General features: G+C 60.1%; 26 protein-coding genes and 1 pseudogene. 15 read left to right on the forward strand and 12 right to left on the reverse strand.

The window, feature by feature from the left end; all coding sequences use genetic code 11:
- Positions 1 to 3 precede the first annotated feature (3 nt).
- Positions 4 to 1368 (reverse strand): glutamate-5-semialdehyde dehydrogenase, encoded by a 1365-nt coding sequence (locus tag ACWHTU_RS11630; protein WP_447859527.1) that lies wholly within the window; start codon positions 1366 to 1368, stop codon positions 4 to 6.
- Between the two features lie 927 nt (positions 1369 to 2295).
- On the opposite strand from ACWHTU_RS11630, the gene mtnB reads away from it, so the two are divergent.
- Genes mtnB through mtnC form a run of 3 tightly spaced genes read left to right on the forward strand, consistent with a single transcriptional unit; the run spans position 2296 to position 4170 of the window.
- Positions 2296 to 2946, forward strand: a complete 651-nt coding sequence (gene mtnB / locus ACWHTU_RS11635; RefSeq protein ID WP_447859529.1) for a methylthioribulose 1-phosphate dehydratase — start codon at positions 2296 to 2298, stop codon at positions 2944 to 2946.
- Positions 2924 to 3457: a 1,2-dihydroxy-3-keto-5-methylthiopentene dioxygenase gene (locus ACWHTU_RS11640; protein ID WP_447859530.1), complete on the forward strand. Its 534-nt coding sequence runs from the start codon at positions 2924 to 2926 to the stop codon at positions 3455 to 3457. The genes mtnB and ACWHTU_RS11640 overlap by 23 nt, the downstream gene beginning before the upstream one ends.
- Positions 3454 to 4170, forward strand: a complete 717-nt coding sequence (gene mtnC / locus ACWHTU_RS11645; protein ID WP_447859531.1) for an acireductone synthase — start codon at positions 3454 to 3456, stop codon at positions 4168 to 4170. The genes ACWHTU_RS11640 and mtnC overlap by 4 nt, the downstream gene beginning before the upstream one ends.
- A 13-nt stretch (positions 4171 to 4183) precedes the next feature.
- Here mtnC and ACWHTU_RS11650 read toward each other — a convergent pair whose 3' ends face one another.
- The 3 genes from ACWHTU_RS11650 to ACWHTU_RS11660 all read right to left on the reverse strand — a co-directional run bounded on the left by ACWHTU_RS11650 (position 4184) and on the right by ACWHTU_RS11660 (position 5466).
- Positions 4184 to 4843, reverse strand: coding sequence for a hypothetical protein (locus ACWHTU_RS11650; protein ID WP_447859532.1), 660 nt, complete (start codon positions 4841 to 4843; stop codon positions 4184 to 4186).
- Positions 4844 to 4854: 11 nt separating this feature from the next.
- Positions 4855 to 5166, reverse strand: coding sequence for a hypothetical protein (locus ACWHTU_RS11655; RefSeq protein WP_447859533.1), 312 nt, complete (start codon positions 5164 to 5166; stop codon positions 4855 to 4857).
- Positions 5167 to 5241: 75 nt separating this feature from the next.
- Positions 5242 to 5466, reverse strand: a complete 225-nt coding sequence (locus tag ACWHTU_RS11660; RefSeq protein ID WP_447859534.1) for an FmdB family zinc ribbon protein — start codon at positions 5464 to 5466, stop codon at positions 5242 to 5244.
- A 96-nt stretch (positions 5467 to 5562) separates the two neighbouring features.
- Here ACWHTU_RS11660 and ACWHTU_RS11665 point away from each other — a divergent pair, with 96 nt between their 5' ends.
- Positions 5563 to 5817 carry a hypothetical protein gene (locus tag ACWHTU_RS11665; protein WP_447859535.1) on the forward strand — a complete coding sequence of 85 codons (255 nt, stop codon included), beginning with the start codon at positions 5563 to 5565 and terminating at the stop codon, positions 5815 to 5817.
- Positions 5814 to 6956, forward strand: coding sequence for a radical SAM family heme chaperone HemW (gene hemW / locus ACWHTU_RS11670; protein ID WP_447859536.1), 1143 nt, complete (start codon positions 5814 to 5816; stop codon positions 6954 to 6956). The genes ACWHTU_RS11665 and hemW overlap by 4 nt, the downstream gene beginning before the upstream one ends.
- An 8-nt stretch (positions 6957 to 6964) precedes the next feature.
- Here the strand turns inward: hemW and ACWHTU_RS11675 are convergent, their stop codons facing one another.
- On the reverse strand, positions 6965 to 7324 hold the full coding sequence (locus ACWHTU_RS11675; RefSeq protein WP_447859537.1) for a hypothetical protein: 360 nt from the start codon (positions 7322 to 7324) through the stop codon (positions 6965 to 6967).
- Between the two features lie 177 nt (positions 7325 to 7501).
- Between ACWHTU_RS11675 and ACWHTU_RS11680 the strand changes: the two genes are divergently transcribed.
- Positions 7502 to 7711, forward strand: coding sequence for a hypothetical protein (locus ACWHTU_RS11680; RefSeq protein ID WP_447859538.1), 210 nt, complete (start codon positions 7502 to 7504; stop codon positions 7709 to 7711).
- Positions 7712 to 7755: 44 nt separating this feature from the next.
- On the opposite strand, the pseudogene cax reads toward ACWHTU_RS11680, so the two are convergent.
- A pseudogene (gene cax / locus ACWHTU_RS11685) lies at positions 7756 to 8828 on the reverse strand (calcium/proton exchanger).
- Between the two features lie 35 nt (positions 8829 to 8863).
- On the opposite strand from cax, the gene ACWHTU_RS11690 reads away from it, so the two are divergent.
- The 3 genes from ACWHTU_RS11690 (at position 8864) to ACWHTU_RS11700 (ending at position 11342) form a co-directional block, all read left to right on the forward strand.
- Positions 8864 to 9553 carry a hypothetical protein gene (locus tag ACWHTU_RS11690; protein ID WP_447859539.1) on the forward strand — a complete coding sequence of 230 codons (690 nt, stop codon included), beginning with the start codon at positions 8864 to 8866 and terminating at the stop codon, positions 9551 to 9553.
- A 45-nt stretch (positions 9554 to 9598) separates the two neighbouring features.
- Complete coding sequence (locus ACWHTU_RS11695) at positions 9599 to 9895, forward strand: ATP-dependent Clp protease adaptor ClpS (protein ID WP_447859540.1); 297 nt, start codon at positions 9599 to 9601, stop codon at positions 9893 to 9895.
- 760 nt (positions 9896 to 10655) lie between these two features.
- Positions 10656 to 11342 (forward strand): DUF3386 family protein, encoded by a 687-nt coding sequence (locus ACWHTU_RS11700; protein ID WP_447859541.1) that lies wholly within the window; start codon positions 10656 to 10658, stop codon positions 11340 to 11342.
- 207 nt (positions 11343 to 11549) lie between these two features.
- Here the strand turns inward: ACWHTU_RS11700 and ACWHTU_RS11705 are convergent, their stop codons facing one another.
- The 6 genes from ACWHTU_RS11705 to ACWHTU_RS11730 are packed head-to-tail and all read right to left on the reverse strand — an operon-like array spanning position 11550 to position 16690.
- Entirely contained in the window at positions 11550 to 12287 is a 738-nt protein-coding gene (locus tag ACWHTU_RS11705) for a TPM domain-containing protein (RefSeq protein WP_447859542.1), read from the reverse strand.
- Positions 12288 to 12338: 51 nt separating this feature from the next.
- Positions 12339 to 13121 carry a hypothetical protein gene (locus ACWHTU_RS11710; protein ID WP_447859543.1) on the reverse strand — a complete coding sequence of 261 codons (783 nt, stop codon included), beginning with the start codon at positions 13119 to 13121 and terminating at the stop codon, positions 12339 to 12341.
- 28 nt (positions 13122 to 13149) lie between these two features.
- Positions 13150 to 14430 (reverse strand): FAD-dependent monooxygenase, encoded by a 1281-nt coding sequence (locus ACWHTU_RS11715; RefSeq protein WP_447859544.1) that lies wholly within the window; start codon positions 14428 to 14430, stop codon positions 13150 to 13152.
- 13 nt (positions 14431 to 14443) lie between these two features.
- On the reverse strand, positions 14444 to 14986 hold the full coding sequence (locus ACWHTU_RS11720) for a phospholipase D-like domain-containing protein (RefSeq protein WP_447859545.1): 543 nt from the start codon (positions 14984 to 14986) through the stop codon (positions 14444 to 14446).
- 29 nt (positions 14987 to 15015) lie between these two features.
- Entirely contained in the window at positions 15016 to 16260 is a 1245-nt protein-coding gene (locus ACWHTU_RS11725) for an NAD(P)/FAD-dependent oxidoreductase (RefSeq protein WP_447859546.1), read from the reverse strand.
- A gap of 52 nt (positions 16261 to 16312) precedes the next feature.
- Positions 16313 to 16690 carry a hypothetical protein gene (locus ACWHTU_RS11730; RefSeq protein ID WP_447859547.1) on the reverse strand — a complete coding sequence of 126 codons (378 nt, stop codon included), beginning with the start codon at positions 16688 to 16690 and terminating at the stop codon, positions 16313 to 16315.
- Positions 16691 to 16871: 181 nt separating this feature from the next.
- Between ACWHTU_RS11730 and thiS the strand changes: the two genes are divergently transcribed.
- The 6 genes from thiS to ACWHTU_RS11760 all read left to right on the forward strand — a co-directional run bounded on the left by thiS (position 16872) and on the right by ACWHTU_RS11760 (position 20721).
- Positions 16872 to 17072 carry a sulfur carrier protein ThiS gene (gene thiS, locus ACWHTU_RS11735; protein ID WP_447859548.1) on the forward strand — a complete coding sequence of 67 codons (201 nt, stop codon included), beginning with the start codon at positions 16872 to 16874 and terminating at the stop codon, positions 17070 to 17072.
- 2 nt (positions 17073 to 17074) lie between these two features.
- Entirely contained in the window at positions 17075 to 17998 is a 924-nt protein-coding gene (gene cysK / locus ACWHTU_RS11740) for a cysteine synthase A (RefSeq protein ID WP_447859549.1), read from the forward strand.
- A gap of 80 nt (positions 17999 to 18078) precedes the next feature.
- A complete protein-coding gene (locus ACWHTU_RS11745; RefSeq protein WP_447859551.1) occupies positions 18079 to 18924 on the forward strand; it encodes a HesA/MoeB/ThiF family protein in 846 nt (281 codons plus the stop codon).
- Between the two features lie 35 nt (positions 18925 to 18959).
- Positions 18960 to 20210, forward strand: coding sequence for a threonine synthase (thrC, locus tag ACWHTU_RS11750; RefSeq protein ID WP_447859553.1), 1251 nt, complete (start codon positions 18960 to 18962; stop codon positions 20208 to 20210).
- Positions 20207 to 20479 (forward strand): ubiquitin-like small modifier protein 1, encoded by a 273-nt coding sequence (locus ACWHTU_RS11755; protein WP_447859554.1) that lies wholly within the window; start codon positions 20207 to 20209, stop codon positions 20477 to 20479. The genes thrC and ACWHTU_RS11755 overlap by 4 nt, the downstream gene beginning before the upstream one ends.
- Positions 20479 to 20721, forward strand: coding sequence for an NIL domain-containing protein (locus tag ACWHTU_RS11760; protein ID WP_447859555.1), 243 nt, complete (start codon positions 20479 to 20481; stop codon positions 20719 to 20721). Before ACWHTU_RS11755 ends, ACWHTU_RS11760 begins: the two co-directional genes overlap by 1 nt.
- The last annotated feature ends 56 nt before the right edge of the window (positions 20722 to 20777 follow it).

A 20777-nucleotide genomic window follows, 5' to 3' on the forward strand; every position in this document is an offset into this window, starting at 1 on the left:
CGCTCAGAAACGCTTGAGCATGATGGCGTCTTCGTAGGTCACCGGCACCGGATGAGGATGGCGGAGCTGCCCGCCTCCAAAGACGACATATTTCTGGCAGGTCAGTTCGTTTAACCCAATGGGGCCGCGGGCGTGCAGTCGCGAGGTACTGATTCCGGCTTCGCCGCCCAGGCCGAAGGCATCGCCTGCGTGCAGCCTCGTAGAGGCATTGACGAGCACGGCGCTGGAATCGACTTCGCGCGCGAAGCGCAAGGCATGGTCATAGTTCTTGGTGACGATCGCATCCGTATGGCCCGGACCGTACCGGGCAATGTGCTCCAGGGCTTCGTCCATATCCTTCACCATCTTCACCGCGATGGTCTTGGACAGGAACTGCTTCCCCCAATCGTCATCCGCGACAGGTCTGACCGACTTGTGGCCGCTGATCTCCATCGTGCCCATCAACGAGTACGTCTTGGGGCAGCCCAGCACGTCCACTTTGAATTCATCGAGCAAGCGACGAATCAACGCCGGCAACAAAGGGCGGGCCACCATCTGATGGACAAGCAAGGTATCGGCCGAATTCGGCGCGGATGGCTGCTGGAGCTTCGAATTGATGACGATGTTTTGTGCCATCGGCAGGTCCACCTCTTCGTCGATATAGATATGGCAGACCCCGCCGTCATGACAGAGAACCGGCAGGCGGGAATGTTCCATGACCGCTTTCCGCAGACCGGCGCCGCCGCGCGGGATGATCGCGTCCAGCATCTTCGTCGCTCGCATCAATTCCAGTGCCGCCTCTTTGTCCGGCCGCTCAACAAAGGACAGCGCACCGGCCGGCACCCCGGCTCCCTCCGCCGCCTCACGCAGACTGGTCACGATGACCTGGTGTGTGCGTCCCCATTCAGGCGCCGCACGAAACACGCAAACATTACCCGATTTAAGGCAGAGCGCCATCGTCTCGGTCGTCACGGTCGGTCCATATTCCGAAATGACGCCGATCACGCCGATCGGCACCCGCACCCGACTTACCTGCATCCCGTTCGGCTGTTCCCAGCGTTTTGTCACTTCGCCAACCGGATCGGCCAACTCCGCAACCTTCCTCAAACGGTCGACCATTTCCTTGACCGCATCAGGTGCGAGGCGGACTCGTTCGACTGCTTCCTTCACACGATCTTTGTTCGTCTCTCCCTCCAGCGTCTTGCCGACATTCTCCACATCCTGGAGGTTCGCTTCGAGGATGGCCTCTTCATCCGCCGCCAGCCGATCCGCCATCGCGAGCAACGCCCGGTCCTTCACAGCGGTCGGGAGCACAGCCAGTGGACGCTGCGCCTCGCGGGCCTTTTTCAACAAATTTGTCAGGTAAATCTTAACGGGAACTTCAACCATGTTTAAGACCGCAATGCATCATGCCCGGCGTGCGACAGGTCGAAAGCAGACAAGCGACTCGTTGCTTCTCACTTATCACCCTCACCCTTTGTGTAGGAGGCTCCGGGGAGGTGGACTATAACACGGGGGTTTTCAGGGAGTCAAAAAAGAGGGGGCCTCAAAGAGAAGAGCCCGGGCGTTACGACGGCAACGCACCGGGCCCCCCCTTGTCTTGTTTACTTGCTGGTGGACGATTCCGGCGAAGCCGCGGTCGTCCCGGATGCACTCGCAGATTGCTGCTGTCCTTGCGCGGCAGGGGCTGAAGCCGCATCCCCGGACGGCGCAGAAGCTGTTGCGGACGCGGATGCAGCGGGTTCAGTCTTCTGCGTGTCTTTCTGCGTCTCAGCCTGAGAAGCAGCCGCCTTCTCTTGCACCTTGGGAGGCTCCGAGGTTGATGACTGCGAGCAGCCGGCCAACGTCAGCATCAGCAAGCTGCACAATAACAAACGCTTCATCGGTCATCCTCCTTGGAAAACGATTCGATGCCCCTCCCCGGCCGTACACAGTCGGGCTGGGTTTCGATTCGTCAACAAATTAATCAAATCCACCATCCCAGTTTCAAGAGAGCGCGAAACCAGGCTTGTCCAGGTCAAAAAATCAAACTTTCAGCCGCTTCTTGCTTCCAGGTGGAACCGTTGCCTTTCCCGCAAACGTTGAAAAAGCGCACACCTCGCTTCAGCGACGAAATGGGCTCTCGACCAGCCGGAAGTCGTTGCCTTGTCAGCGTACTGGCTGCCCTTTTACAAGCCATCTTTAACCGTTCCTTGATGGGGAGGGGCCACCCTTCCCCCTGTTCACCCCTCTCCCGGCACCTGGCGGAGTCGCCAGGTGTATTCCAACGCAACCAATGTTACAAGGATCCGGTACTGAGAAAGCACCATTCTCCAGATGGAACTCTTGTCCGACTTTACTCGTTATGCCGACCAATTGGCCGGTATTGCGCGGTGGGCCTATCGAAATGGCTGGGCGCCGGGGACGAGTACCAACTACAGCGTCCGACTTCCCGAATACGCCGCCCCCGCCTTCTACGCCATCACGAGCTCAGGCGTAGACAAAGAAACGATCGGGCCCGAGCAAATCCTCGCCGTGGATCAACATGGCCAGCCGGTGAACGGGTTCAACCTCAGGCCTTCCACCGAAACCTTGTTGCACCTGATGGTCTACCGCGTTGCCGGGGCCGGAGCCGTGTTCCATACCCATTCGATCGCCGCCGCGTTGCTGTCCCGGTTGGTCGGCCCGTTCGGGCATCTGACGCTGTCGGGCTGGGAACTCTTAAAAGGCCTGGACGGGGTGGAGGATCATGACTGCGAAGTCGTGCTGCCGGTCTACCCGAACTCGCAAGATATGCGCGCGCTGGTCGCTCACATCGAGCCTCATCTCAGACGGGAACGACCAAGCTACGGGTTTCTGCTGGCCGGGCACGGCCTGTATGTCTGGGGCAAAAACGTGGCGGAAGCCAAGCGCCATGTGGAGGTGTTGGAATTTGTGTTGCAATGCGAGCGGGAGGCGAGAACCTATGGCCGTGCTTCGAGTTCCTGACAAGAATGCGTCCCTCGCGGACGAGCATGAAATCCGGCGTTTCCTCGATGAGCGCGGGATCTTCTACGAACGCTGGTCGACGGACGTCGGCCTGCCTGCGGACGCCACGGACGATCAAGTCCTGGCCGCCTACGATCTCTGGCTCGAGCCGTTCATGGAGAAAGGCGGATACCGCTCCGCTGGCGTCGTGCGTGTGACGCCGGATACGCCGAATCTCGATGCGATTCGCGATAAGTTCTCGCGCGAACACACCCATTCCGAAGACGAAGTGCGCTTCTTCGTGGAAGGATCCGGGTTGTTCTGGTTTCACACAGAGCGACCGGAGGAAGAAGTGTTCGCCGTGCTCTGTCGGGAAGGGGACCTGCTCTCCGTGCCAGCCAACACCAAACACTGGTTCGATCTCGGCATACGGCCGATGGTCTGCGCGATTCGCATCTTTACCGACCAGGCCGGCTGGGTGCCCCGCTACACGCATTCAGGGATCGAACACCGCTATCGGTGGCCTTTATGACCATTCACTGCGTGCTCTTGGACCTCGAAGGCACCATCATCCCGGTGGACTTTGTGCGCGAGGTGCTGTTTCCTTACGCGCGACGGCGGCTGGCCGCCTTCCTACGGGAGCATCGTGAGGACCCCGCGGTCCTCACCTGGGCCGCGCTGTGCCAAGACACCGTGGAACGGGAGGAAGGATTGCGCCCGGCCTACGCCGACCTTCACGAATTCCTCGTCCGCTGGATCGACGAAGACCGCAAACACATGGGGCTGAAGGCCCTGCAAGGGATGATCTGGGAAGAAGGGTACCGTTCCCGTGCCTTTACCCCCGAACTCTACACAGATGTTGCTCCCACGCTCATTCGGTGGCGGAACAACGGAATTCGCTTGGCCACCTATTCTTCCGGTTCTGAGCAAGCCCAACGGCTGCTCCTCGCCAATACGACTAATGGTGATCTCACGCCGTTGTTCTCCCATTTCTTCGACACCCGCATCGGCGCCAAAACCGACGCTGTCTCATACGAACGCATCGCCAGCAGACTGACGCTCCTTCCGGACGCCATCCTCTTTCTCTCTGATGCCGAACCGGAGCTGGACGCCGCGGCGGCGGCCAGCTTCAAGACGACCCAGATCGTCCGCCCGGGCACTTGGCAAGGCACCCGCCATTCCTTCAGCCTCGACCTGCGAGGCCTCAGTTTCTGCGAACTCGTTCAGCCGGCATCCTGTCCGTAACCCGCGACGCGGTTTACTCAGCCAAAAGGTAGTCGACCCGTTCGATGCGCACCACCGGCATGATAAGACCGCGGCCCTCCTCTTCATGGGCAAAATCGTACACGATCGCTTCTTCGGGAATGAGGCAGCCAGTCATTGCCACCTGGATTTCGATTTTCTCGCCGTTCGCGACCCTTCTCCGCAACGGTTCCCGCTGGTCCGCTGAAGGGATCGCCACCAAATTCGACGGCAAGCCATCGGCCTTGAACCGGACCAACCCCCATCGGGTCGGATTGACTCTCGGGCCGATGGCGATCCGAAAGCCGCCGCTTTCCGAATCATAGCCGGACAACTCGCCAACCCAGATGAAGGTTACCCGCTGTCCAAGCGCTGGGTTGCCATCTCTCCGTCGATCGCGTTCCCGATTTAACTCGAATAACCGTTCGTCGTGTCCAGGGTCGCGGTGGCCAAGCCCGTACACCGCCTTCCAATCCGGCGGCGCCCCGTCCAGTTCGTCCAGAAACCTCTCGATGGCGTCGGCACGGATCAGCGTCCGGGTGTCTTGGGGAATCGCGGCCGCGATCGCCGCACCTGTCGGCACCAACAGCGGGCGCACGCCCGTTGGCTCCTCGGCCAATACCATGGAACAGATGGCGAACAGGCCCAGGCCGCCGGCGAACGCGATCAGCCGCATGGATGAAACCATCAGGAAGCAGAGTTGGCTTCGGCCAGTCGCTTGTTGAAGAGATCGCGAAGGTCGCGCACCGCCGGATGATCCTCGGGCAACACCTCCGCTTCGACCAAGACAGCTAGTCGAGGCGATGGATCAATGCGAGCCAACGAGCCTCGATCCGGTTCAGCGGCTTCAAGCACCTTGCGATACATCCCGAGCCACGCCTCGGTGACGGCGCGCAGCCCGGCATCGGTCGGCTTCATCCGTCCGAGCTTCACCTGTTGCAGGAGCTTGACAATGGGATCCGATTGGGAGAGGGTGTTGATGGCCTCTTCGACGGTCATGCACAGTCGTGATGCGCGACAACGTCGCGACTTTTTCCGCTCTTACGAGCGCCCCTGCACGGACACCGTTCCTGGCTAGTTCATCGAACAGGCGCCGGGCCCGCGAGGGTCCCCACACGCGCCGCAAGGCGCCGGTCCGCTTGACGTAGCCCAATCGGCCGTCGCACCGACCCCGAAGGGCGAGAATTGTTTTTGAAGTTTCGTGGCCTTGCAGGATGGGCAGGCGGGGACAGTCGAACCTTGAACCAATAGTTCAAATCGGTGGTTGCATTCCTGGCAGACATATTCAAAGATGGGCATAGCCTTCACTCCTATATTTGGTGGCACACATTATAATAATTATAAAAAACCAGCGTGGCGATCCGCAATCGCCAGCCGGACAAAGGGTCACCGCTCATGTTTCAGGAAGAAAAAACATTTACGTTCCGTTTCAACCTTGAGGCCGTGTTTCCGGAAGACTATGAAGGCGATGAAGACGATTATGTGTGGTTGCGAGATTGGGAGGTCCGGGTCAAGCCCGAGTTGTTGAAAACCATTTTCGAGTCGCTTCGGCGTTATCCGTCCTGGACCGTGCACGTGCGGAATCGGGGAAAGTCGCCAAGTGACGAGATCGAAGTAGTGATGGTAAAAGACTTCAGCAAGCCAGCATGATACCTACGGTGCGAGAGGTCGGCCTCTACATCCATGTTCCGTTTTGCCGGTCCCGTTGTCACTTCTGTGCTTTTACCCTCCAGATATACCGCGACGACCGGGCGGCCGCGTACCTCGCCTCGCTGCAGCGCGAGATTGCTCTCTATGCGGAACAAAATCCGTTCGGCGGCCGCCCGTTGACTTCCGTCTATTTCGGCGGTGGAACGCCGACGACGCTGCGCCCCGACCGCCTGGCCGACATCTTCGCCCATATCCGCAACGCCTTCCCCGTCCGACGGGACGCAGAAATCACTCTCGAAGCCCATCCTGAAACGGTGACCGCGGAAGGTCTCGGTCTCCTCGTCCGAGCGGGTTTCAATCGGATCAGTTTCGGGATCCAGTCCATGGACGAGCACGAATTGATTCGCGTCGGGCGCCGGTCGTCTCTCGGCACGGCCAGGCGCGCGGTTGAAGCCGCCCGTCTGGCGGGATTCACCAATATCAATCTCGATCTCATGTACGGCTTGCCCGGTCAGACTGTCGAAAGTTGGCTCGCCACGCTGCTCGAAACGCTGTCGCTCTTGCCGACTCACATCTCATGCTATGCGTTGACGATCGAAGAAGGCACAAGCCTGAACGTAGCTCGCCACCGCGGCGAAGTCGTCGAGCCGGATGAAGAGCGGCAAAACCGGATGGAGGATGCCGCCCAGGAGGTCCTGGCGGGCGCCGGCTACGTCCGCTACGAACTTTCCAATTACGCCCGGCCGGGCTTTGCGTGCCGCCACAATCTACTCTATTGGACCGACGGCGAGTACCTAGGGCTTGGCCCGAGCGCGCAATCGTATTTGAACGACTACCGCTTCGGGAACGTGGAGAACTTGAACACTTATCATCGCCTGTTGGAGGCAGGACGGATACCAGTCGAAGCGATTGAACGGCTCAGCCCTCGCCAACGCCTACGAGAGGCGATTGTGTTCGGGCTGCGCCTGATCGAAGGAATCGACCAGGACTTGCTGAAGCAAGACGCCGACCACCCGTCCGTAACCGAGGCCGTAGGACGTCTTCTCGAAGAGGCCTTGCTCGAATCGCGGGCGGGGAGAATCCGCCTCACCGAGCGGGGACGGCGGGTAGCCGATTCGATCGCCGTCGAGCTGATCTAACAACGCCGCTATCTGGCCAACAGGTAGTGCAGCGCCGTATCGGCCAGAATCGCCGCCCAGGCCCCGCCGTTGAGCCACAGCAGAGAACGATCGCCGCGTTTCCAGAGATGATAGAGCGCCACTGCGATAAGGATCTGCGTCAGCAGAGAAAACGGTCGATGAACATTGGCCGACATGCCCCCACGCTCGCTGGCAATGGCGGACACGGCGGCCAGCAGGTAGCAGATCAGCGCGCCGGCCTGCAGCCACACGGCTCTGGCACCGCGTGAGCGCCGCACCGCGGCGACTAAGGCCCAGGTGAGACACACCACGACGATCAGGAGCAAGAGCGGGAACAACGGCCACAGCACTTTGGCGCTCAGTTCCATACATTCACCTCTAATAGCCGGCGCCTGCGCCTCTGTTCAACCCCGTATAAACGGGCACGACTGTAACAATCCGGCCAAGGCCAGTCAATGCACGACAGAAGGCCTCGCCTCGGCTTGACAAGGCCTGCAAACGACATGTAGGAACAATGTTGACACGCCACGCGGGAGGGATTGGTCATGCCGGTCAACATGGACCCCAAAAATCGCCGACCAAGAGTCCAGTCCGTACCCGATGCTCCCAAGGCCGCAGCGCCCCCGGACGTGAGAAAAGCCGACAAGAAAGCGTTCGGGGAAGAGACCGAAGAGGATCGGCAAAAAGCCCTGGCCGACGCGGAATGGAAAAATCTCTGGGATGCGACCGAGGTCATCGACATGGACAAGTGGTGACCTAGAAAATTCTGAATGCTGAGTTCTGAATTCAAAGTCTACGGTCACGCTGGCAGGAAATAGAACGCGATCGCGAGGATCAGATAGACTCCGACCAGCATCACACCCTCCATCCAGTGCGATTCCCCGTCCATGGCCACGAAGCCGACGACAAGGACCGAGATCGCCACTGCCGCGACTTCGAACGGAGTGAAAATCAGATCGAGCGGCGTCCCGAACAGGTAACTGGCAAACACCAGTACGGGTGCGACCAGTAAGGCGATTTGGAGACTGGAGCCGACCGCGATTCCCAAGGCCAGATCCATCTTGTTCTTCAGAGCAACCAGAACCGCCGTCGAGTGTTCCGCCGCGTTACCGACCAACGCAACCAAGATGACACCCACGAAGATCTGAGTCATGCCCAGACGCGCGGCGGCAGGATCAATGGTGCCGACAAGAAACTCGCTGAGCACGGCGATCAGAACGGTCACGACGGCCAACACACCGATCGACCGGCGCAGACTCCAGGGCCGCTCGTCCGGCTGATGCACATCGGAGCCTTCCCCAGCAAACAAATGGCGATGTGTTTTCAGCGAAAACAACAGACTCAAACGTAGATCGCGAACAGCACGACGGCGATTTCGAGACTCAGTTCCCGTTCGATTGACAGTCCTTGTTCTGAAGCCGTCCAGTGAAACAGGGCCGGCACCACAAGCCCGATCGCGGCGAGCAACAGGAGACTGGCTCCCATGCCGGCGGCCGTCTGGTTGAATCGTTGCCGTTCATGACGCAGGCCGCCGGCGACCATCGCCAGCCCCAGAACCAACAGAATGTTGCCGAGGATCGAGCCGGTGAGCGAGGCTTTGACGACGTCGTGCAATCCCTCCCGCAACGCCACCAGAGCGATGATCAGCTCGGCTGCGTTGCCCAGCGAAGCGTTCAATAGACCGCCTACCCCGGCGCCGGCGTGCCCGGCTAGGTGTTCGGTGGCCTTGCCCATGAGTCCGGCAAGAGGCACAATGGCGAGCGCGGAGGACGCGAAGACGAGGACAGGATCGGCATGGAGCATTTCGAGCGCGATGGAAAGAGGCACAAAGACCAGAAGCAGGTCGAGCCGGGAGCCAAGCGGAAGACGCATCGGGCCAACCCTAGCACGGCCCTCCGCATTTGTCGATGAACGCCGTGGATGACACGCGGGCGCTGTATTATCCGTTCCATCTGTGCCACGCGCGGACGTTGGAACGATTGCTCGAACGCTATCGGTCCGTTTACTTTCGGAACGATACGGCGCTGCAACTCACGCCGTTGAGCGTCGCGACGTCCTGCCACGACCAAATGGCGGCGATATTCCCGGAACTGGTGAAAAATGGACGGATCGTCCAGGCACCATCCATTTCCATCGGCGGCCCATTGGACCGGGAAACCGCCGACGCGGTGGATCGCGACTTGGCCGATCCGATATGGCGTTCACTCTTCCATCACGCCCTTGCGACCGACCGGCGGTTTCAAACGGGCCTTTTCGACCTGTCACACGGGACGCGCATCGGCAACAAGAGCGTTCCTGGCCCCGCCGCGTTGCTGCGGCTTATCGATGAGGCGTGGAAAAGCGAATCTTATACCGTCGACTGCTTGCGGGCGCTCAGCGGGAAGTCCCTTTCTTCACTCAGCGACGGATACCGGTATGAATACGGAATCGCCCTGCTTCAGACCTCGGCATCCCTGATTGATACGGTTCGGCTGGCGGGTCAACATGGACTCGTCGCCGTGACGGACTCCGAACCGCATTACCGCTTGCTGACCAGAACCTGTGAGCGAGAAGAATGGCCGCTCCGGAACGAATGGCTTCCCCGCCTGGACGTTTAGCGGAAGTTTTACTCCTTTCCGATCGCTTTGTTAAAATTATACGATATGGTTGCTGTTCCAACTCCCGTCGCAACGCCCGAAACCATCGAAGACATCGAAACAGGAACCGGCGACGACCTGGAAGCCCGGGTGGTGGTGTACAATTGCGACTGCCATACCTTCAAACAGGTCATCAGGCTGTTTTGCGAAGTCATTCCGGGAATGAATGAAGACCGAGCGTTCGAGCTCGCCTATCGCATCCATACGCAAGGACAAGCGGTAGTGTACAGCGGCGAGTGGAAGACTTCGGAAGGTATCGCGCAACGACTTTCGGCCGGCGGGCTGAAGGTTGCGGTGCAATAAAGCAGCCTGCCTCGACTCCGGGCAGAAGCATCGGCGGATGAGGCGGGCATCCTTCTTCTTCGGTCTTTCACCCGGGAAGGACCGGTCTCAGCGACTGGCAATCTTCCGGCGAGCTGCTTTTCGGGTTATCTTTCTTGTCACTTTTGGTCGGAGGCCGGTCTGTTTTCTGCGGGTGGTTCCTCTGACAACCTTGGCAGCCCGTCGCGACACCGACTTCTCGTGCATCACGGGACCAAACGGCACCCGACCGATTTTGTTCAGCATTTCTCCACTGTAGACCCGAACCTGATACAGCTCAAACAGTTTGTTGATGGCTTTTACGTCTCCTTTTCTCGCTAGATTGAGGAGGCGTCGCCGTTGATTCATTTCCTCTTCTTCAGTGTGAGAGGCAGCCCGTCGCTCCATGCGCAACCCTTTCTCCATCCCGCGTGCTCGGGAAATGGCGTTTTTCTCAACCAATAAATATTTATTATAAATAGGAACAACTGTTTTTACCAGTCCCTATGATGCCCCGCGCCTCCGAAGAAGTGATGGAAAACCTTGAAAGTTTGACCGCTTCTGCTTCGACAAAGGGGCTGCTAAGTGGTTGAAATATTGTCTACTGTCTACTCTTCGCTCTCAACCTTGGATCAAGTGATGAGAACCGGTCAAGGTGGCGGGTTGTAGCCAGTTCCCGTGCCGACTATAATGATTCCCCTTCATCGCTCATCAGAGCCCGGCTGCCGGAGCATCCGGAGGCCGAACCAGGAAGGAGAAAGCTATGGAAACGTACCGGCGTGAACAAGAGCAACCCGCCGTGGCCGACGATCCTCAAGCCCGCGCCTTACTCCGCACGGCCTTCGAGAAGACGGCCCGCTGGCAGTCAGACTTTAAAGGTTTTACAGCCGACCTGATCGTCAACGTCAATGGGAAGGAGTTGAAAGGAAGTGTCACCGTCAAAGGGCCGCGAGAGGTGACAGTGAACATACCGGACGCCGAGATGCAAAAATGGGCCGAGGGGCAGATCGGGATGATCGCCGTCCACCGCGGTCCTCGAACCTTCGAAGAATCGGACGGCAAGTATACGTTGACGCTCGAACAGGACGGTCACCCGTTGGGCCCTAAGCTGCTGATCCACGGCGACGGCATGCATTCGTTTTACCGGATCAAAGACGACCGGATCACCCAGATCAACAGAAAGATGGCCCATCCCGGCATGCCGCCTTTCGCCTTTACGATCAACGTCGAAGACAGCGCACTCACGCAGGACTACAAGTACATCACCACGCGATACACCGTCTATTACTACTCCCCCCAGGACGGGAAGCTCTCCAACGTCGAGAGCTTCTCGGATACGCACGCACGTGTCGCCTCGTCCGACCTGCCGGCCAGCCGACGCGTCATTTCATTCGAAAACGGCGAGGTAGTGGTGCGCAGCTTGACGTTCTCGAATCACAAGATGCTGTGAAACGGAATGGTCGGTCCATGCATCGCGCGCGGCCCACAGTTCACCGGGATGCTTTGTGCCGGAACGCCCGACCAAGGGATCATCAAGCACGCAGCCCAGCATTCGCCGCCCGAGGTTGAAAGTCGGAACGAGATGTTGCTGAGGCGTGGGCGGACAGGAAGGATCAGTGCCTTTCCCGATTGATCATGGACGGACGACCGCTGACGCTTATTTCCATCCCTCCCCGCTTGTCGCTCCGCCGAAGCCGCCGAAGTTGCCGCCGAAGCCGCCCTGGCCTGTGCCCCAGTATTCTCCGCGCCTGATACGGCCGTACGGATGGCGCAGGTCCGGCCGGCTAATCCACCACAGAAAGAACAGTGAACCGAGACTGGTGAGGACTGTCATCCATATTCCGAGCCCTTTAACGTGGGCGCGCGACATCGTTCCGACGCGGATGTCCTGCGATACGGCCGCGAGCGCGACCGCTGTGCGATAGAGCCCCTCCCCATAATGACCGGTCTTCAAGGACAGATCGAGGTAGTCGCGCCCGACCCTTCTGACCACCTCTTGCGTAATGACCGGCATCATCCGCTTTCCGACCGTGAGGGCCGCCTGCCGCTCCTGCACCGCCAGCAAGACCAGCACACCGTGTTCCTGCTGCGCCGTCCCGATCCCCCACCTGTCGTACAACGCCGACGCATATTCGTGAGCGGTCGCGTAGGGACGCAGCGAGCTGACGGTCACCACCACCATTTCGACGCCGGTCTTCCGCTCCAAGTCCTGACAGACGGACCGGATGCGCGCCTTCCAGTCCTCATCGAGCACTTTGGCATGGTCGCTCACGTACCCGAGCGGTTCGGGCATCGCCGGCTTGCCGACAGGAACGGCGCTCACTCCGGACGCGGCAAGCGACAGCCACAGCGCCACCAGTACCGCAACAGATTTGCGTCGAAAGCGCGTCTTCACTCTCTCCGCAGTCCGACCCTGCCTTGCCCCCCACATTCCTCTTCACCTTCCTCATTTCTCATTCGCCTTGGGAAACACCCCTTTGGCTTTCCATTCGTCCACCCGTCGAACCAGCGCTTCCAGGCAGGCAACATAGCGGACGAACATCCGCGGCACCTCCGCCGGCCCCGGCGAAATGAGGCCGCGTTTAAGGTTGAAGACCTCAACGAAGGCGGCCGTATCACATTGCAGACTCGATTGCACCTCTTTCAGGGCGGCTTCCGAGGCGGTCGGCGCCTGGCAGCCCATAACGCGCAACAACCCACGTAGACAAGGGAAGAGGGTCGTCAGGGAGAGGGGAAGCAGGATCGTAACGGCTTCGACCGTTCCCGATCCCTCCACAAAGCGTTGACGCAAACGAAGTAGATGGCTCCTCAAGCCCTGCTCAACCTGGAACGGCAACAGGCGAAGGTCGACGGAGAGGCCGGGAAACGGATCCCAACCGGCCAACAGACGGTGGTGCTCCTTCATCTCCAGAAATTCCAGTGGAAACAGCGCGGCCGATGCTTCGAACTCCGATCTGGTCATGAACAGCGGAACGACAATCTGCTCCTTGCTCCATCGGCGGTGGATCTTGCCGTACCGCCTCAACGTCTCCGCATCGCCGGTCGCGAGCAGGAACAACAGGTTAAGATTGGACCGCCCTGGAAGATATTCGCCGCGGGCTGCGCTGCCATAGAGTACAAGTCCTTCCAACGTTGACCCGAATAGCTCGAGCACCTCCGGCATGTACGCCCGCAACGGCTCCTTCACCTCGGCGGGCAGACCGTCAAGCGAACGATCGGGAGGTCGCATCGCGCCTGTTCTCCTGGTGTGAGCCAGGTCAACCAGCCGGTTCCGGCGAGACGAGGTGCGCCCGAGGGTCGGGCAGAAACCCAACGGCCATCAGCCGATCCAGCAGTCCAAAGGGAGGTCTGCTGCGCAACCCAGCCGTAACCGCCAGCACTTGATAGCGGAGTCTGGGATTCTCATCCAACGTCCGGAACACGCGGTCGCGCAGGAATTCCAGCAACGGGTTGCCGGTATTCCAGAAGACGACCTGTTCATCAGCCAGCCGTTGGAGCATGTCCACCTGTGGGCGGCGACGGCGCTCATAGACCCGCAGGTTGTCCGCCGAGCAGTCGCCGGAATCCAAACAGGCTGGAATAAGATCGGCGAGCGCCATCGCATCCATCATCGCCTGCATCCGCCCCTGCGAGGCGTGGGGGTTCATCGCATGCGCCGCGTCACCGATCAGCGCGGCACCGTCGGCGACCCACCGGGAGGCGCGGACACGGCCGGTCGGCATATAGGCGGTTTGCTCCCAGTCCCTGAGACTACGGAAGGTCGCCTCCAGGCTCGGATCGATCCGGATCCATCGCTCTTGGAGCGTCGACAGTCCCTGGGCCTTCACCTGCTCCATGGTGCCGGCCGGAATCATGTAAAAGAGATAGACCTTGCGGCCCGCCGCAGGAAAGACGCCGAGAATGGTCCTGCGTCCCACAAAATAGCGCGCGTCCGTCAACTCCTGCGGCGCGTCCAGAATCGCAATCAAATAGCCGTCCGGATAGAGGTGCAGGCGTGCGGGGATCTTCAACGCCTCCCGAACCTTGGAAAAGGCTCCGTCGGCGCCGACCACCAATTTGGCCGAAACCTTCACCGGCGTTCCGCCGCGCTCCGCGACCAGCCCGACGACCCGACCCTGCTCGAAAAGGAGGGATGAAAACGAGGTGCCGTACCACAGGCGACCGGGATTCACATCCTCCAACTCGTTCAGGATGGCCTGGTGCGCCACGTTGGGAAGCGTTACGAGGGCCAGATTGAACGGCGGCGGAAGGACTCCGTAGTCGATCGTGCAGAGGCGCTCCCCGCCGGTCCGGTAAAAATGAAAATATCGGACAGGCCGCGTCACCTCGCTGGGAAGTTTGCCCAACAACCCCAGCCGATCCAAGATGCGCTGGCCGTTCGGTTGCAGAATTTCGCCGCGCAGCCCCCGAGGCGGGCCGGAAGCCCGCTCCAGCACCAGCGTCTTGATTCCCTTTTGGGCCAAGGCCAGAGCCAAGACGGCCCCGCCCCCACCGGCCCCGACGATGGCCACATCCGTCTGTTCGACTCGTACTGCCATCGAACGCCGCCCGTTATTCCTGCCAGTGTTGGTAGCGACTTTGATCTTTCCACATGCCGAGAAACTTCTCGCGCGCCTTGAGGCTGGTCGCACGATCGGTGATCACGTCCAGCCGTTCGTCATTGTAACGATTGCCGCTGCTAGTCTGATTAACGGACCCGGACGTATTGAGTTCGTCATCCACCACGACCTGCTTGAGGTGCATGAGTCCGTCATGCCGATTGACCCGGATCGGGATCCCGGCCAGCCGCAGGGCCTCCAACGCTGCCCGTTGTTTCGGATCGTTGAGTTTCTCCCGATCGGTCATGATCCGCACGTCCACGCCGCGCTTTTTGGCCGCGATCAGCGCCTTGACGGCCGGTGGGTACGTCAAGCCGTAGACCGCGACATAGATGTACCGCCGGGCGCCGTCGTAGAGCTTGACGAGCCGATCGACAGGGGCGTCTTCCGGCGCGTAATAGATCTCGATCGACGCCGCGGTTCCGACAGTCGGTGACCGCAGCGCCAGGATGAGGCAGCAGGCCGCCAGGATTCCCCTCCCCGGCGATCGCCGCACACTTCGATTCCAACCGCCTTCCTGCCCCCTCACGTGTCCATTTCTTCAAGGACGAGCCCTGTCAGGAACTTGGACTTGACTTCGGCAATCGAGGTCGGCTTGCGCTCGAGGATCATTTTTTTCATCATGCCTTCACCTGAGGTATTCCCGACCAACAGCGCGCCAACCAGTTTATCGTCCCTTAGCGTGAGCTTGCGATAGGTTCCCTTGCCCCGGTCGTGCCCCTTCAACGTTACAAACCCCTCGCCTGTCGCCTGGGCCAGTCCCAACACCGTCACGTGCACGCCGCATAACGTCTCCGAATTGGACAAGATCACGCCGCGGTACGGACTCCCGTCGCCTGCCATGAAGGCCCCGGCCAGCTTGCCCTGCTCGACGGCGTTGTTCCAGTTCGTCACGACCAGAAACCGTTCGGAGATCGGATCGTACCCTTGTGCCGCATCGCCGGCCGCAAACACGTCCGGAACGTTCGTGCGGAATTCATGATCAATCAGGATTCCGCGGTCAGTCCGGACCGTGCTGCCATCCAGAAACGCCACGTCCGGACGGACGCCAATCGCCACGACCACGGTCGACGCCTCCAAGGTTCGGCCGGCCGAAGTCGCGACCCGCTGGATTCGCCCGTCCGCGCCGACGACCTCCGCGATTTCCTCTTGCAAAAGAACGTCGATGCCGCGTTGCCGGACCCCTTGTTGGACAAGCTGGGAAGCGGTCTCATCCAACACCGGCGCCCACAGGCGCGGTTCTCGTTCCAACAACGTCACAGGACGCCCGCGCTGCCGGATGCCGTCCGCGAGGATCAGCCCCAAAACCCCGCCACCGACGACCACCACCGGCCGGTCCGTCTCCGTCACCAACCGGATTAGCTTCCGGGCATCCTCCCAAGTCCTCACCGTCATGACCCGGGGATTCGACGCCCCCGGACAAGAGATCGTCAGCGGAGAAGATCCCGGGGCAAGCAGGAGCGCGTCATACGCCACCTGTTCGCCGTCAGCCAGCTCGACCGTGCGCCCAGGCGGGTGAACCTTTGCGACCGCGGTCCGAAGCCTGAGCCGAATGCGCTGCGCGCGATAAAACTCCTCCGGATAGAGCGACATCTCGGCGTCGGACGTCGAGCCGCTGACGTAGGTATCCAATTCCGTCCGGTAATACGGCGGGTCGTGATCGCGATCGATGACGACGATCTCGCCGGCGCCGTCCCTGTTCCGGATCGCGATCGCCGCATGCACGCCGGCCGGGCCGGCCCCCACGATGATGTAGCGCTTTGCAGACATGCGTCGCTCGGTCATCCGCCGAAACGAGCATCGCCGACGGACGGATCTCTCCTTACTCCAGTTCGAACAGAGATCGGAATTGCTCGTCGGCGGCATCCCATGCTTGCGGCGAATATCGGCTGAGCCAATCCCGTAGGAATACCTTCTGGCCAGGAGTTAGCAGTTGCTTGATCTGATGGGCGCGGCCCTGAAGCGGGTGAAGAAACCCGCACCGCTTGTCAAAATCCAGCGTGGCGGTCCGGACATAGAGGTTCGTATAGGCGGTGGGCCTGTCGTCGTCCCCGTCTCCCTGCACCCAGACCGAGAGAAACTTCTCGAGGTTCAACCCCGCACTGTCTAGCGCCGGTTCCGCATCATGAAACAGCTCGTTCTCCGACTCTTTAAGCGGAGTCGATTCCTGCGCCCGAAACATGAAATTGCGCTTCCACATCGATTGTTCCTCCGGAGAGAAGGCATAGTGGAGTGACGCTTTCTGAAAGTCAAGATGCGAACCGCAGATGCGGACGCGTCCGCCACGTCGAACGATCAGGGTTCGCTTACCTTGACAATCCGATGGGTCATTTGCTAGCTTGCAGGAATTCTCCAGTTTCCAGGCCAAGTTGGGAGCGTTCATGCAAATTACGATCAACGGAAAAGCCGAAGAGGTGCACGGCGGAACGGTTCTGGATTTGCTCAAGGCGAAGAACATCGAGCCTCAGATGGTCGCCGTCGAACTGAACAACACCATGCTGGACCGGGAACATTTGGCGACGACCCCCATCAAAGAAGGAGACCAAGTCGAATTCCTGTTTTATATGGGCGGCGGCCGGTGACCATGACGGCTCACAAAGAGATCACCGAACTGATCGGGCGAACTCCGCTTGTTCGTCTAAACCGCCTTTCGAAGCCTGGGTCGGCAACCATTTACGCCAAGGTTGAATCCTTCAATCCCGGCGGGAGCGTCAAAGATCGGATCTGCCTCAACATGCTCAACGAGGCGGAGCGGCAGGGCAGGCTCAAGCCCGGCGGCACGATCGTCGAACCCACCAGCGGCAACACCGGCATCGGCCTCGCGCTCATCTCGGCGGTGCGCGGCTACAAGTTGATTCTGGTGATGCCGGAAAGTATGAGCATGGAACGGGCCAGCCTGTTGTCGTCCTACGGCGCGCAACTGGTGTTGACCGCCGCCTGGGAGGGGATGAAAGGCTCGATCAAGGAAGCGGAAAGCATCGTGGCCCAGAACCCGTCCTATTTTATGCCGGATCAGTTTTCCAACCCGGCCAATCCGGCTGTCCACCGGATGACCACCGGACCGGAAATCTGGGAGGCGCTGGAAGGCCGAATCGACGCCTTCGTCGCCGCAGTCGGCACGGGCGGCACGATCACCGGCTGCGGCGAGGTCTTCAAAGAGCGCAATCCGGATGTCAAAGTGATCGCCGTCGAGCCAGCCGGATCGCCGGTTCTTTCAGGCGGGGATCCGGGTCCGCACAAAATTCAAGGCATCGGCGCCGGCTTCATTCCGAAAGTGCTTAACCGAAAGATTCTGGACCGCGTCATGACGGTGACGGACGACGAAGCCTACCAGACGGCGAAGCTGCTGGCCAAGAAGGAAGGGTTGCTCGTCGGCATTTCCGCCGGCGCCAATGTCTTTGCAGCCCAGAAAGTGGCGGACGAACTTGGACCTGGCAAGAACGTGGTCACGATTCTGCCCGACACGGGCGAGCGGTACATCAGTATCGAGAAGTATTTCAACATTTAGGACGACGTGAAGCGTCGTTCATGAAGCGTATCGTGTGATCGAGTCATCGGCTTCTCCGCTTCACGAGATACGATCGACACATGAATTTCACCGACGAGCAAATCACCCGCTACAGCCGCCACATCCTGTTGCCGGAGGTGGGCGGGAAAGGCCAGAAAAAAATCGCGCAAGCCAAGATCCTGCTGGTCGGCGCGGGCGGACTCGGCTCGCCAGCCGCGTTGTACCTGGCCGCCGCCGGCGTGGGCACCATCGGGTTGATCGACAGCGACGTGGTGGATCTCTCAAACCTCCAACGCCAAGTCATCCATCATACGCCGGACGTTGGCCGTCCCAAGGTCGTTTCCGCCAGAGAAAAGATTCAGGCGCTCAATCCTGACGTCTCGGTGGAGACCTACGAGGACCGTCTGACCTCCAAGAACGCCCTGGATGTGGTCAAAGGATACGATGTCATCATCGACGGGGTGGACAACTTTCCCGCGAAGTTTCTCATCAACGACACCTGCTTTTTCGCAGGCAAACCGTTGGTCCACGGCGGCATCCTGCGCTTCGACGGGCGCGTGATGACCATCATTCCCGGAAAATCGGCCTGCTATCGGTGCGTGTTCAAGAATCCTCCGCCGCCCGGCTTGGTGGCCAGTTGCCAGGAAGCCGGTGTGATCGGGGTCCTGGCCGGGATCATTGGTACGCTCCAGGCGACAGAAGCTCTGAAGCTGGTCCTGGGCATCGGGCGTTCCCTGACCGATCGGATGCTGGATTTCGATGCGCGCCGGACCGCGTTCCGCGAAATCAGAATAAGGCGGAACCCGAACTGCCCGCTTTGCGGAGAGCATCCGACGATCACCGGACTCTTCGATCATGAACCGGAAACCTGTGAGCTGAGAACGACAGCCGTCGGCGATCATCGGCCGGTCGCCAGCAAACATTGACGTGTTATGCTGAGAGCCGAAAGCGCAGGTGCCCCATGAGTAAGATGAAAGCGCTCGCTTGCCGCGAGTGCGGCAAGGAGTATCCCACCAAGGCCATCCATGTCTGCGAGATGTGCTTCGGTCCGCTCGAAGTGAAATACAACTACGAGGAGATCAAGCGCGCCGTCTCGCGCAAGAAGATCGAGGAAGGCCCGCGAAGCATGTGGCGTTACATCGATCTGCTGCCGGTCGAAGGGTTGGCGCTAGTCGGCCCGCACGCCGGCTTCACGCCGATGGTGCGCGCGAGAAATCTGGGCGCCTATTTGGGGCTGGACGAGCTGTACATCAAGAACGACACGGTCAACCATCCGACCCTGTCCTTTAAAGACCGGGTTGTCGCCGTCGCGTTAACCCGCGCCCGAGAACTCGGCTTCGAGACGGTCGCCTGCGCTTCGACCGGCAATCTGGCCAACTCGGTCGCCGCCCACGCCGCCGCCGCTGGCATGACCTGTTACGTGTTCATCCCCGGCGACCTGGAAGCGGCGAAGGTGCTGGGCAACCTGATCTACCGACCCAATGTCGTCGAGGTTGAAGGCACTTACGACGACGTGAACCGGCTGTGCAGCGAAATCGCCGCCGAGCACGGCTGGGCTTTCGTCAACATCAACGTGCGGCCCTACTATGCCGAAGGCTCCAAGACCTTGGCCTTCGAGACGGTGGAACAATTAGGCTGGCGGACGCCCGATCAAGTCGTCATCCCGATGGCATCCGGTTCGTTGTTGACCAAGATCTGGAAGGGCCTCAATGAACTGCATGCCCTAGGGTTGATCGATGCCGTGCGCACTAAGATCAACGGCGCTCAGGCGGAAGGCTGCTCGCCCATCGCGACCGCGTACAAGGCCGGCCGGGACTTTTTCAAGCCGGTGAAACCCAAGACGATCGCCAAGTCGCTTGCCATCGGCAATCCCGCCGACGGGTATTACGCGCTGAAGGCGACCGCTGAGAGCAAAGGCGCCATGGAAACGGTGACCGACGAAGAAATCGTGGACGGAATCAAGTTGCTGGCCCAGACCGAAGGGATCTTCGCGGAGACAGCCGGGGGCGTGACCATCGGGGTGCTCCGCAAGCTGGTGAAGCAAGGCGTGATCAAACGGAGCGACGTGACGGTGGCCTACGTAACGGGCAACGGCTTGAAAACCCAGGAGGCAGTTATCGACGCGGTTGACCGTCCGGTCCGCATTCAACCAAGTCTGGTGAGTTTCGAGAAGACATTCAAGATGGGCAAGAACGGCGGCGGTGACGTATGATCAAGGTCCGGATTCCCACTCCCCTCCGCCCGCTGACCAAGGGTCAGGGCGAGGTTGAAGCCAAGGCCGCGACGATCGCGGAAATGATTGACAATCTGAACACGGCGCACCCCGGCTTGAAAGATCGGCTCTGCGACGAAAAGGGCGAGTTACGCCGGTTCGTCAATATCTACGTCAACGAAGAGGACATCCGCTTTCTGAACGGCAAAGACACTTTGCTCAAAGACGGCGACGAAGTGTCGATCGTTCCCGCCATTGCGGGAGGGTGATGATGCCGAGCCTTCGGTTCCACATTCGGTTCCCCGAAGAAAAGATCAAGGAACCAATCATTTATCAGATCGGCCATGAATATAAGGTCGTGACGAACGTCCGGCGGGCCGATGTACGGGAAACCACGGGATGGATGGACGTGGAATTGACTGGGGAGACCGCGGAAATCGAGCGGGCCGTCCAGGGGCTACGGGAGAAAGGCTGCATCGTCGATCCGATCGAGTTGAACGTGGTGGAATAATGATCCCATGAAGCGTCCTCATGAGGCGGATTCCGTGCAGGGCGGCGCATCACGTC

Source organism: Nitrospira calida, assembly GCF_976986435.1.